General features: G+C 67.3%; 11 protein-coding genes. 6 read left to right on the plus strand and 5 right to left on the minus strand.

Translation table 11 applies throughout. From position 1 onward, the window contains the following. The first annotated feature begins 41 nt into the window (after positions 1–41). Positions 42–1358 carry a DUF898 family protein gene (locus ACN0SE_RS10175; protein ID WP_417524402.1) on the plus strand — a complete coding sequence of 439 codons (1317 nt, stop codon included), beginning with the start codon at positions 42–44 and terminating at the stop codon, positions 1356–1358. Next, entirely contained in the window at positions 1355–2479 is a 1125-nt protein-coding gene (locus ACN0SE_RS10180; RefSeq protein WP_417524403.1) for a M48 family metallopeptidase, read from the plus strand. Before ACN0SE_RS10175 ends, ACN0SE_RS10180 begins: the two co-directional genes overlap by 4 nt. 94 nt (positions 2480–2573) lie before the next feature. On the opposite strand, the gene ppk2 is transcribed toward ACN0SE_RS10180, so the two are convergent. From ppk2 to ACN0SE_RS10200, 4 genes are all read right to left on the minus strand, one after another. Continuing rightward, on the minus strand, positions 2574–3488 hold the full coding sequence (gene ppk2, locus ACN0SE_RS10185) for a polyphosphate kinase 2 (protein ID WP_417524404.1): 915 nt from the start codon (positions 3486–3488) through the stop codon (positions 2574–2576). A 138-nt stretch (positions 3489–3626) separates the two neighbouring features. Next, entirely contained in the window at positions 3627–4334 is a 708-nt protein-coding gene (locus ACN0SE_RS10190) for a Hint domain-containing protein (protein WP_417524415.1), read from the minus strand. Next, a complete protein-coding gene (locus tag ACN0SE_RS10195; protein ID WP_417524405.1) occupies positions 4335–4670 on the minus strand; it encodes a hypothetical protein in 336 nt (111 codons plus the stop codon). 96 nt (positions 4671–4766) lie between these two features. After that, positions 4767–5225: an Lrp/AsnC family transcriptional regulator gene (locus ACN0SE_RS10200; protein ID WP_048533159.1), complete on the minus strand. Its 459-nt coding sequence runs from the start codon at positions 5223–5225 to the stop codon at positions 4767–4769. 154 nt (positions 5226–5379) lie between these two features. Here ACN0SE_RS10200 and ald point away from each other — a divergent pair, with 154 nt between their 5' ends. After that, entirely contained in the window at positions 5380–6501 is a 1122-nt protein-coding gene (ald, locus tag ACN0SE_RS10205) for an alanine dehydrogenase (protein ID WP_417524406.1), read from the plus strand. A 582-nt stretch (positions 6502–7083) separates the two neighbouring features. Then, on the plus strand, positions 7084–9483 hold the full coding sequence (gene pheT / locus ACN0SE_RS10210; protein ID WP_417524407.1) for a phenylalanine--tRNA ligase subunit beta: 2400 nt from the start codon (positions 7084–7086) through the stop codon (positions 9481–9483). 249 nt (positions 9484–9732) lie between these two features. Here the strand turns inward: pheT and ACN0SE_RS10215 are convergent, their stop codons facing one another. Then, a complete protein-coding gene (locus ACN0SE_RS10215; protein ID WP_417524408.1) occupies positions 9733–11097 on the minus strand; it encodes a cytochrome P450 in 1365 nt (454 codons plus the stop codon). A gap of 113 nt (positions 11098–11210) precedes the next feature. Here ACN0SE_RS10215 and ACN0SE_RS10220 point away from each other — a divergent pair, with 113 nt between their 5' ends. Continuing rightward, positions 11211–11816 carry a hypothetical protein gene (locus ACN0SE_RS10220; protein ID WP_417524409.1) on the plus strand — a complete coding sequence of 202 codons (606 nt, stop codon included), beginning with the start codon at positions 11211–11213 and terminating at the stop codon, positions 11814–11816. Positions 11817–11906: 90 nt separating this feature from the next. Then, positions 11907–12037 (plus strand): GTP-binding protein (locus ACN0SE_RS10225; RefSeq protein WP_417268718.1); only part of this gene is annotated, 131 nt, incomplete at its 3' end.

The raw sequence follows: 12037 nt of genomic DNA on the forward strand, positions 1-12037 counted from the left end.
CCGTCTTCCTCTGTGGCCAGAGAGCCCGCGGAGAGCCTGACATGCCCGAGACCTCAGCCTGGGAAAAGGCCTCGCCCGCGACCGGCGGCGGGCAGCCCGTGCCTCTGACGCCCAGCGCGTCCCTGCCCGCGGCCAGTTGGCCACCGCCCGGCAGCTACGCCAGCCCCACCCCGCCAGAGACGCTGACCACGGACTTCGTCGGCAAGCGCCGCGCGGTCTTCTGGCTGGCGCTCAAGACCGGCGCCTTGACCGTGCTGACCCTGGGCCTCTACCGCTTCTGGATGAAGACCCGGCTGCGACGCTGGTACTGGTCGGCCACCCGCCCCGGCGGCACGCCGCTGGAATACGTCGGCGATCCTTACGAAAAGCTGCTGGGCTTCCTGATCGCCGTGGTGATCCTCGCCTTCTATATCGGCGTGGTGAACCTGGCGCTGATGTTCGTCAGCTTCTCGCTGTTCCAGCAGAACTACATGGCCTATGCGGTCAGCTTTCTGGGGGTGATCCCGCTGTGGTTCTACGCCCGCTACCGCGCCCGCCGCTACGTCCTGGCCCGCACCCGCTGGCGCGGCGTGCGCTTCGGCATGGCACCCGGCGCCTGGGGTTATGTCTGGCGGGCGCTGCTGCACTGGACGATCACCCTGCTCACCCTCGGCCTGCTCTGGCCGCGCATGACCTTCTGGCTCGAGAAATACCGCACCGACCGGACCTGGTTCGGCAATGTCCGTCTCAACCAGGGCGGCCGCTGGACCATGCTCTACCGCGCCACCTGGCCGATGTTCACGGCCCTCCTGCTGGCCGTGGCGGGCCTCGCCCTGGCCGAAGGCGCCGGCTACCCCGAGGCCTATGTGCTTGTCCTCGCGGCCTGGGTGCTGGCGGCCTACGGCTATGTCTACTACCGGGTCGAGACCACGCGCATCCTCGCCAACCACAAATCCGCCAGCGGCCTCACCCTGACCGCGCGGCCCCGCCCCTTCCGCATCCTGATGATCACCGTCCTGGGCCATCTCGCCACCGCCGTGGTGCTGGCGGTGCCGCTGGGGCTGCTGGCCTTCGGGATCATGCTGGTGCAATTCTCGCAGACCGAGATCATGCAGGATTTCGGCGAGCTCGGCGCTCTGGTCTCTGCCTTGCCGCAGCCGCTGCTGCTGGCGGTGGGCGTGGCGCTCTACTTCGCGATCTTCCTGCTCTGGGCCACCTTCACCCATGCCTGGGTGACCCTGCCCACCTGGCGGCATTATGCCACCACGCTGACCCTCGACAATCCCGCCGCCCTGACGCAGGTCTCGCAGCGCGCCCGCGACGAGTTTCACGAGGCCGAGGGCTTTGCCGAGGCGCTCGACCTGGGGGCCGCGATATGACGGTGATCCGCGTCGGCGCCGCGCCAGACTCCTTCGAGTCCCGAGGCCTCTATTTCGACGGCGACACCGCAGTCGGCGATCTGGCGCATGTCACCGTCGACGAAGACGCCCGCGCCCTGCGCATTGGCCGCATGGGCTTTGCGCCCCTGCTCTGGCCGCTCGACGATCTGCGCCAACTGCCGGATCAGGCCGGCGGCGACCTAGTGATCCTGCACCGACGCGACGACCCGGTGGCGCGGCTGATCCTCGACGACGGCCTGCTGCTCCAGCGCCTGCCCGACGTCCGCCGCCCGGCGCCGCTGGTGCGGCGCGGCCGGCTGATGGCCTGGGCCGCGGCGGCGCTGGCCTCGGTGGCGCTGATCGTCTTCGTGCTGGTGCCCACCATGGCCGACCAGATGGCAGACTACATCCCGCCCGCCGGCGAACGCGCGCTCGGCGCCGCCACGCTCGACCAGATCCGCAGCGCGCTGGACGAAAGCGGCATGGGCGAACCGGTGGCCTTCTGCAACGCCCCCGAAGGCCTCACCGCGCTCGAGACACTGCGCGCCCGCCTCGCCCCCGGCCTGCCCGAAGGCCAGGAGATCTCGGTGCATGTGCTCGATCACGAGATGATCAACGCCTTCGTCCTGCCCGGCGGCTACGTGGTCTTCTTCCGCGGCTTGATCCAGGCCGCCGAGACCCCGGAAGAGGTTGCCGCCGTCTTCGCCCACGAAATCGGCCATGTGGTCAGCCGCGACCCGACCCGCCATGCCCTGCGCTCCGCCGGCTCGATCGGCGTGCTGGGCCTGCTCTTCGGCGATTTCGCCGGCGGCGCGCTGGTGCTGTTTCTCGCAGAACGCCTGATCGAGGCCAGCTACGCCCGCGAGGCCGAGGCCGCCGCCGATGATTTCGCCCGCGCCCTGCTGATGGACACCGCCATCGACCCCGCCGCGCTCGGCGTCTTCTTCGACCGCCTGCGCCGCGCCTTCGGCGAAGAGGAAGGCTTCCTCGCCCATTTCACCTCGCATCCCGCCCTGTCAGACCGCATCCTCGCCGCCCAGGCCGACCTGCCCGACAACTTCACCCCCCGCCCCCTCCTGACAGACCCCGAGTGGCAGTCCCTGCAGACCATCTGCAACTGAGCCGCAGCCTCCATTCCTCTTGCCGAAAATACCCTCGGGGGAGTCGCCAAAGGCGACGGGGGCAGCGCCCCCAACCTGCGCGCCACCAGCCGCCCTAAAACACCTTCGGCACGTAAAGCTCATCCGGCAGCACCTGCCGCTCGTAGTCGGGGTTGTAGACCCGCTCCGGCAGGGTCACCTTCTCGTGCGGCACCTCCTCGTAAGGGATCTTCGTCAGGATGTGCTCGATGCAGTTCAGCCGCTCGCGCTTCTTGTCGTTGCCCTCGACGATGTACCAGGGCGCCTCGGGAATGTTGGTCCGCGCGAACATCTCTTCCTTGGCCTTGGTATATTGCTCCCAGCGGATCCGGCTCTCGAGATCCATCGGCGACAGCTTCCACTGTTTCATCGGATCATGGATGCGCATCAGGAAGCGCAGCTGCTGCTCCTGGTCGGTGATCGAGAACCAGTATTTCAGCAGGATCACCCCCGAGCGCACCAGCATCCGCTCGAATTCCGGCACGTCCTGGAAGAAGTTCTCGACCTCCTTCTCGCTGGCAAAGCCCATCACCCGCTCGACCCCGGCGCGGTTGTACCAGGAGCGATCGAACATCACGATCTCGCCGCCCGCCGGCAGATGCGGCACGTAGCGCTGGAAGAACCATTGCGACTGCTCGCGCCGCGACGGTGCCGGCAGCGCCACCACCCGCGCCACCCGCGGATCGAGCCGCTGGGCAATGCGCTTGATCACCCCGCCCTTGCCGGCGCTGTCGCGGCCTTCGAACAGGATGCAGACCTTGGCGCCGGTGTGCTGCACCCAGTCCTGCACCTTGATCAGTTCCGACTGCAGCCGCAGCAGGTTGCGGAAATAGACCTCGCGGTCCAGCATCTCGGGGTGTTCGCGCAGGTAGATCTTGCGAATCTCGCGGCTCAGCATCGGCTCCGAGAACTCGATCTCGATATCCTCGTCGAACGTGTCCTGAAGCTCGGCTTCCAGCCAGTCCAGCGCGCAATTGTCATCTTCGGTCATATGGTGCTCCAGGTCCTGTCCCGGGGCCCCTACCAGTCGGGTTTGACGCTTTGATGTCAGCCCGAGGCCTGCCAGCGCCCCGCCCGGGCATGCGCCCGTTTTGCGCAATCCTAGCCGGTTTGTCCGCCGCGCTGAACGTCAAAGCGCGGCGCAGGCCGGAATTCTTGTCACAGGGGCCGCGCGCGGCGGGCGCGGCGCGGTTTTCGCGGGCGGCGCCCGCACCAGCGCCGCCGCCTCGAAGCCGCGCAGGATCGGCCGGGCCGGGCGCATCGCGGCGCGGCCCGCGCAGCGCGGGGCCTGAAGAAGTCTCATGGCCTCGTCGCCCATCAGCAGGCTCTCGCAGAGCGCGCCCTCGGCCCGCAGGATGTGATGGGCCTCCAGCAGGACATGCACATAGGTGATCCGCGCGCAGGGGGCGATGCGGATGCTGGTGCCGTTGACCAGGGCCCTGGCCGGCACCAGCACCTCGGCCGTACCGAACATCAGCTCGGCCAGCGGCGAACGGAGCAGCACCCGGTGCTGCTGGCTCAGCCGCAGCGGCGCATGGTTGCCGATGGTGCCGGGCGCAAAGAGCACCGGCGCCGCCGCCCCCCGCCCCGCCAGCCGCCGCTGCCCGTACCAGGCCACCGGCTGCAGCCCGGCGTCCAGCGTGCGCAGCAGACGGCCGGTACCAATGTCTTCCGCCGCCACCGGCCCGCCGCGCGCGGCGATCCGCGTCTCGGCGGCGAAACAGACGAACCGGTGGTTGTAGTCCGCCTGCTGGTCGGCGGTGTAGAAGGCCGGGCTGCCATCCTGAAGCGCGGCAAGATACCATTGCTCGAGGTCGAACTCCGGCGTCCAGACGATCTAGCTCTCATGGCCGTTCTGGTCGAGCCCGCTGAGCACGATCACCCCGGCATCGGTGGGCGTAGTGCTGGTCGACCCGTCGACCGGCGCCGCATCGCTGCGCATCACCACAGCATTGGCGATGGTCACCGGCCCGTTCGGCCCGATGTAGCTCACCGAATAGGTCTCGCCGACCTCGAACAGCCGCGGATCGCTGTCACCGTCGTGCGAGGTGATCGTCAGCCCGGTGGTCTCTGACGGCGGGCCATCGAAATGCGAGCGGTCGTCGCCGGTGCCGACATGGGCGCCGGTGGCGGTGGCGAACTGGGTGTCGACGGCGTTGAAATTAAATGGCATCTGGCTTCCCCGGTGCCGCGGATATGCCGCAGAACCGGAAACACCGGGTTAATCCCGCCAAATAATCTCTGACAATTGTCGGCGTCTTGCGACGTGTCAGACCGGCAGGGCCGTGGTCTTGAACACCGTGCGCAGGGCAAAGCTCGACTGCATCCGCGCCACGCCGGGGATGCGGGTCAGGTATTGCCGGTGGATGCGGGCGAAATCGTCGGTGTCCTCGACCACCAGCTTGAGGATGTAATCCGCGGTGCCGGCCATCAGGTGGCATTCCAGAACGTTCGGGATGCGCGCCACCGCGGTCTCGAAGCCCTCGAGCAATTCGTCCGACTGGCCAGACAGCGAGATCTCGACAAAGACCGTCGAGGGCAGGCCCAGCTTGCGCGGGTCGAGCATGGCGACATAATCGCGGATGATGCCTTCGTCTTCGAGCCGCTGCACCCGCCGGTGACAGGCCGAGGCCGAGAGGTTGATGCGTTCGGCGAGGTCGGCGTTGGACATCCGGCCATGCTTCTGCAGCACGGTCAGGATTCGTCGGTCCGTCGGGTCGAGCTGCATCAGGCGGCGTATCCTTCGATCATCCCGCGATTTTATCGAAGCCTCTTCGAAAATGACAGCCGGCTCGGGGAAAAAAGTCAATCACCTGCACCGAATTCTGCGCAAGGCTGGAGGAAAACACCCAAAAAACAACACGTCCAACAGGGAGATTTTGATGAAGATCGGCTGTCCAACCGAGATCAAACCGCAGGAATTCCGCGTCGGCCTGACGCCCAATGCCGCGCAGGAAGCGATCGCCCATGGCCACGAGGTCGTGGTGCAGAGCGGCGCCGGGACCGGCTCGGGCTTTGACGATGCCGCCTATGCCGCCATCGGCGCGGCGATCGTCGACAGCGCCGAAGAGGTCTTTGCCACCGCAGACATGATCGTCAAGGTCAAGGAGCCGCAGGCCGCCGAACGCAAGATGCTGCGCGAGGGCCAGCTGCTCTTTACCTACCTCCACCTCGCCCCCGATCCGGACCAGACGCATGACCTGCTGGCCTCGGGCGCGACCTGCATCGCCTACGAGACGGTGACCGATTCCCGTGGCGGCCTGCCGCTGCTGGCGCCGATGTCCGAGGTCGCCGGCAAGCTGGCGCCGCAGGTCGGCGCCTGGACCCTGCAGAAGGCCAATGGCGGCCGTGGGGTGCTGATGGGCGGCGTACCCGGTGTGGGCCCGGCCAAGGTGGCGGTGATCGGTGGCGGCGTGGTCGGCACCCACGCGGCCCGCGTCGCGGCCGGCATGGGCGCCGATGTCACCGTGCTCGACCGGTCACTGCCGCGGATGCGCTATCTCGACGACGTCTTCGGCGGCACCTTCAAGACGATGTTCGCCAGCGCCGGCAATACCGCCGAGATCGCCCGCGAGGCCGACATGGTGATCGGCGCTGTGCTGATCCCCGGAGCGGCGGCGCCCAAGCTGATTTCACGGGCCGAGCTGGCTGACATGAAACCCGGCGCGGCGCTTGTGGACGTGGCGATCGACCAGGGCGGCTGTTTCGAGACCTCGAAGGCCACCACCCATGCCGATCCGATCTACGAGGTCGACGGCATCATGCATTACTGCGTGGCCAACATGCCCGGCGCCGTGGCGCGCACCTCGACCATCGCGCTGGGCAATGCGACGATGCCCTTCCTGCTGGCCCTGGCCGACAAGGGCTGGAAGCAGGCCTGCGCCGATGACCCGCATCTGCTGGCCGGGTTGAACGTGCATGCCGGGCAGCTGACTTATGCCGCCGTGGGCGAGGCTCTGGGCATCTCGGTGACCGACCCCAAGGCTCTGGTCTCGGCAGGCTAGGCGCCTGGCGTGGATCGCCGGGCCGGTGGGCGGTCCGGCGGTTTGCTCAAGCCGCGTCTCGTCGGGCCGCGGTGCGGCGATCTGCGGCTGGTTCAACAGCACTTTATCCCCGCCAAGACCGGAAGAGATCAGGTCGGCGCGCTTGGGTCAGCCAAATCGCCGTGCCGTGGAGGCGGCCCGTCATGCCAAAGGCATGCCTCTGGCATGATGCGCGGCGGCCTTTGGCCGCTGTTAACGCGCTTGGTCCTTCAATCCGAACGCGCCGCTTGCTTCGCCACCTGTCCTGATCCAAGCGCGAGCCGCGTATCGACGGGCCGCGGTGCGGCGACCCCGGTTGGTTCGGCAGCACTTTATCCCAGCCAAGTCCGCAAAGGATCAGATCGACGCGCCTCGTTGGCCAAATCGCCGTGCCGAGGGGCGGCCCGGCGATGCGCGGCGGCTTGCAGCCGCTGTTAACGCGCTTGGCGCTTTGCTCCATGGCCTCTGCGCACCGTCACCCCCCAAACTCACCAGGTCTTTCCCCTCTCTGCCCTTTGCGGTATCTCCCGGCGCAACCCGAATGACTGACCGGAAGCGACGCACATGAAATTCACCCTGTCCTGGCTCAAGGATCATCTCGACACGCAGGCCTCGGTCGACGAGATCACCTATGCGCTCACCGATCTCGGCCTCGAGGTCGAGGAGGTCTCGAACCCGGCGGAACGTCTGGGGGAATTCACCATCGGCAAGGTGCTCAAGGCAGAGAAACACCCCGATGCCGACAAGCTCAAGGTCTGCCAGGTGGCCACCGCCGACGGCGAGACCCAGATCATCTGCGGCGCCCCCAATGCGCGCGAAGGCATCACCGTGGTGATCGCCAAGCCCGGCGTCTATGTCCCCGGCATCGACACCACCATCGGCGTCGGCAAGATCCGCGGCATCGAGAGCTACGGCATGATGTGCTCCGAGCGCGAGATGGAACTCAGCGAAGAACACGACGGCATCATCGAGCTGCCCTCCGGCGAGGTCGGCCAGCGCTTCACCGACTGGCTGGCCGAGAATGATCCCGCCAAGGTCGACCCGGTGATCGAGATTGCGATCACCCCCAACCGCCCCGATGCGCTGGGGGTGCATGGCATCGCCCGCGACCTCGCGGCGCGCGGCCTGGGCAAGCTCAAGCGCCCCGACGCCAGCCACGTCGAAAGCCATTTCCCCTGCCCGATCAGCGTCAGCATTGACGAGGACACCCGCAAGGATGGCTGCGAGGTCTTTGCCGGCCGGCTGATCCGCAATGTCGAGAACGGCCCCTCGCCCGAGTGGCTGCAGACCCGGCTGCGCGCCATCGGCCTGCGGCCGATCTCGCGGCTGGTCGATATCACCAACTTCTTCACCTATGACCGCAACCGTCCGCTGCACGTCTTCGACGCCGACAAGGTGCAGGGCAACCTGCGCGTTCACCGCGCCCGGGGCGGCGAGACCCTGATGGGCCTCGACGAAAAGGAATACACCTTCTCCGAGGGCCAGGTGGTGATCTCCGACGACCAGGGCATCGAGAGCATCGGCGGCATCATGGGCGGGTTGCCCACCGGCTGCACGTACGAGACCACCAATGTCTTTCTCGAGGCCGCGGTCTGGGATCACATCCAGATCGCCATGACCGGCCGCGCGCTCAAGATCAACTCCGACGCGCGCTATCGCAACGAACGCGGCATCGACCCGGCCTACAACATGCAGGCGATGGAGGATGCGACGCAGATGATCCTCGATCTCTGCGGCGGCGAGGCCTCGTCGATCGTGGTCGCGGGCGAGGTGCCCAACGTGGCGCGGGCCTACGAGCTTGACCCCAAGCGGCTGCAATCGCTGGTCGGCATGGAGATCCCCGAGAGCGAACAGCGCCAGATCCTGACCTCGCTGGGCTTCCGGCTCGAGGGCAACATGGCGCATGTCCCCTCCTGGCGCCCCGATGTGCTGGGCACCGCCGACCTGGTGGAAGAGGTGGCGCGCGTCGCCTCGCTGACCAAGCTGCCGGCCCGTCCGCTGCCCCGCCCCTCCGAGGGCGTGCCGCGGCCGATCCTGTCGCCGATGCAGAAACGTGAGGCCGCCGCGCGGCGCACCACCGCGGCGCTGGGCTACAACGAATGCGTGACCTACAGCTTCATCGACGAGCGCTCGGCGCAGCTGTTCGACGGTGGCGAGGATGCCACCCGTCTGGCCAACCCGATCTCGTCCGAGATGAGCCACATGCGCCCCGACCTGCTGCCGGGCCTGTTGCAGGCCGCCGCGCGCAACCAGGCGCGGGGCTTCATGGACATGGCGCTCTTCGAGCTGGGCCATGTCTTTCAGGGCGGCGAACCCGGCGAGCAGAGCAACCAGGTGGCGGGCCTGCTGGTCGGCCGCACTGGTCCCAAGGACGTGCATGGCGCCTCGCGCCCGGTGAATGTCTTTGACGCCAAGGCTGATGCCGAGGCGATCCTGGCCGCCATGGGCGCCCCCGCCAAGGCGCAGATCCGCCGCGACGGCCCGGGCTGGTTCCATCCCGGTCGCCACGGGGTGATCTGCCTCGGGCCCAAGAAGGTGCTGGGCGTCTTCGGCGAGCTGCACCCCAGGGTGCTGCAGGCAATGGACGTGAAGGGCCCGGCGATGGCCTTCACCCTCTTCCCCGAGCAAATCCCCCTGCCGCGCAACTCCGGCGCGACGCGCTCTGCGCTCGAGCTGAACGACCTGCAGGCGGTGGAACGCGATTTCGCCTTCGTGCTGGATGCGGACGTGGCGGCGCTCGACGTGGTCAATGCCGCTGGCGGGGCCGACAAGGGGCTGATTTCCGAGGTGCGGGTGTTCGACGAGTTCATCGGTGGCTCGCTCGGCGAGGGCAAGAAATCCCTGGCGATCACCGTGCGGCTGCAGCCGACCGACAAGACGCTGACCGAAAAGGACATCGAGGCGGTCTCCGCCAAGGTGGTCGAGAAGGTCGGCAAGGCGACAGGCGGCGTGCTGCGGGGCTGAGGTTTGGCGGGCGCCATCGCCGACACGCGGGGTGGCGATCCAACCGTCGATCGGCAGCACTTTATCCCTGCCAAATCCGGAAAAGACCTGAGCGACGCGCCTACGCACCCAAATCGCCGCCCCGGGGGGCGGGTCGGCGATGGCGCGGCGGCCTGACGGCCTTGATTCCGCGCCGGACGAAATCTAATCGGTAAGGTGGGTTACAAACCCACCCTACGGACCGTGTAAGGTGGGTTTCCAACCCACCATTCACACCGCCTCCGCCTCCAACCACACCCCGCCCTCGGGACGCACGGTGATGATCATCACCGGCTCGGGCTCCCGCCCCGGCACCGGCGTGAACCGGAACCGCGACAACAGCGTCGCGAGAATGATCACCGCTTCCTGGATGGCGAAACTTGCGCCGATACAGATCCGCGGCCCGTCACCAAACGGCAGATAGGCATAACGCGGCACCGCCTTGCGGTCGGCAAACCGCTCGGGCCGAAAGGCGTCCGGTTCCTCCCAGAGCAGCGCATTCCGGTGCAGCGCATAGATCGGCACCATCACCGTATCTCCCGGCCGCACCTCGCGACCGCAGAGCGTGTCGGCCTTCTGCGCCGTGCGCGAGATGATCCCCGCCGGCGGATACAGCCGCATCGCTTCGTCGACGATCTGGCGGACAAACGGCAACTGCGCCAGGTCCTCGCCACCGGCCGCCCGCCCCTGCAACACCGCCTGCGCCTCTTCGCGCGCGCGGTCCTGCACCTTCTGGTCGAAAGCACAGAGGTAGAGCGACCACGACAGCGCCAGCGCCGTGGTCTCATGCCCGGCGACGATGAAGGTCAGCAGGTTGTCGCGCAGCTCGGCCACGCTCATCTTGCGCTTGGTCTCGGGGTCCTCGCCGGCCAGCAGCAGGTCGAGGAGGTCCGGCACCCCGTCATGACTGCGCGCGGCGCGGGCGTCGATGGCGCTGTCGGCCACCGCCTTCATCTGCTTGACCGCGCCGCCGGACAGGATGCGCCCGGGTCGCGGCACCCAGTCGGGAAAGCCCAGCATGTCGAAGAGCGAAATCTTCCCCGCCGCCGCGATGTAGTCGTCGATCGCCCGGTGCACGCCGGATTTGTCGAACACGCTGTCACCGGAAAAGGTCACGTCAGAGATCACGTCGAAGGTGGTGGTCACCATCTCGTCATGCAGGTTCACGGCCCTCGGCCCGGCCTCGGCAATGCGCGCGCAGCAGCGCTCTGCGGCCTGGCTCATGATCGGCGCCAGGTTCATCACGTTGCGATGCGAGAACACCGGCGCCGCCGCCCGGCGCTGCCAGCGCCAATGCGCGCCCTCGGCGATGAACAACGATTCGCCGATCGCCGGGCGCAAGAGGTTCTTTGTCACCAAGGACTTGGGGTAATCGTCGAGCCGCTCGAGCAGCATCGCGCGGATCGCCTCGGGGTCCATCACCATGTGCCAGCGCGCGCCGGTCCGGCCAGAGACCATCGGCTGGGTGGTGGCGATTTTCGGTATGATGCTCAACAGGTTGCGCCGTGCGGCCGAGAGGCTGGCCAGCAGGCCCAGCGGCCTCGTGCCCAGCGGCACATGCACCGGCAGGCGCGGTGGCAGGGTGGTGTCCGGCATGGCACGGTCTCCTTTGCCTACAAGATATAGGGGTCAGGGGCCCGCGTGCAATTGCGCCACCTTGTCCTCTCGGCTAGGAACGATCCTGCACGATCCAGAGAGGACCCTTGCCGATGCGCGCGTTGATTGCCCTGATTGCCCTTGTCACCCTTGTGTCCTGTGGCGACGGCCGCGATCTCGACGAGGCCCCGGCACCGCTGGGCGACTTCAAGCTGGCGCATTCGATCGTCATCGCCCCCAACCTCGTCAAGGGCCCGCTGTCGCGCGAGGCCAGCGAAGAGCAATGGGTCGCGGCGCTCGACAAGGCGGTCGAGGACCGTTTCCGCCGCTACGACGGTGAGGACAAGCGGCTCTATCACTTCGGCATCTCGATCGAGGGCTACGTGCTGGCCCAGGTCGGCGTGCCGCTGGTGCTGCAGCCCAAGTCGGTGCTGATCTTCCGGGTCACCGTCTGGGACGACGAAAAGGGCATCAAGCTGAACGAGGAACCGCACGAGATCACCGTGCTCGAGGCGCTCAGCGCCGAGACGGTGGCGGGCTCGGGCCTGACCCAGACCGCCGAGGAGCAGATGGAAAACCTGGTGATCAAGGGCGCCAAGCAGCTCGAGGTCTGGCTCGGCGTGCAGCAGAAGCGCTTCGGCTGGTTCACCCCCGAGGCCCGCGTCGAGAAAGCCCCCGAGGGCAAGAAGACCAACAAGGCGGCGCAACCGGTCAACTGACGCTTGATTTTCCTCTTCAAAGCCAATATCTCGCCCGCGATGTAGCAACGGGCCAAGTCCGGCCCCCCAGACCACGAGGCGCCAGAAGACATGGCAAAGGAAAAGTTTGAGCGTTCCAAACCGCACTGCAACATTGGCACCATCGGCCATGTTGACCACGGCAAGACAACGCTGACCGCGGCGATCACCAAGTACTTCGGTGACTTCAAGGCCTACGACCA

The organism is Marinovum sp. (assembly GCF_048263515.1).
In the GTDB taxonomy this organism is placed as follows: domain Bacteria; phylum Pseudomonadota; class Alphaproteobacteria; order Rhodobacterales; family Rhodobacteraceae; genus Marinovum.

What these genes read in the sequence shown, in the direction of transcription:
- pheT (WP_417524407.1), top strand. Translation starts at nt 7,084, where the DNA reads ATGAAATTCACCCTGTCCTGGCTCAAGGATCATCTCGACACGCAGGCC.
- ACN0SE_RS10220 (WP_417524409.1), top strand. Translation starts at nt 11,211, where the DNA reads ATGCGCGCGTTGATTGCCCTGATTGCCCTTGTCACCCTTGTGTCCTGT.
- ald (WP_417524406.1), top strand. Translation starts at nt 5,380, where the DNA reads ATGAAGATCGGCTGTCCAACCGAGATCAAACCGCAGGAATTCCGCGTC.
- ACN0SE_RS10195 (WP_417524405.1), bottom strand. Translation starts at nt 4,670, where the DNA reads ATGCCATTTAATTTCAACGCCGTCGACACCCAGTTCGCCACCGCCACC.
- ACN0SE_RS10200 (WP_048533159.1), bottom strand. Translation starts at nt 5,225, where the DNA reads ATGCAGCTCGACCCGACGGACCGACGAATCCTGACCGTGCTGCAGAAG.
- ACN0SE_RS10175 (WP_417524402.1), top strand. Translation starts at nt 42, where the DNA reads ATGCCCGAGACCTCAGCCTGGGAAAAGGCCTCGCCCGCGACCGGCGGC.
- ACN0SE_RS10215 (WP_417524408.1), bottom strand. Translation starts at nt 11,097, where the DNA reads ATGCCGGACACCACCCTGCCACCGCGCCTGCCGGTGCATGTGCCGCTG.
- ACN0SE_RS10180 (WP_417524403.1), top strand. Translation starts at nt 1,355, where the DNA reads ATGACGGTGATCCGCGTCGGCGCCGCGCCAGACTCCTTCGAGTCCCGA.
- ppk2 (WP_417524404.1), bottom strand. Translation starts at nt 3,488, where the DNA reads ATGACCGAAGATGACAATTGCGCGCTGGACTGGCTGGAAGCCGAGCTT.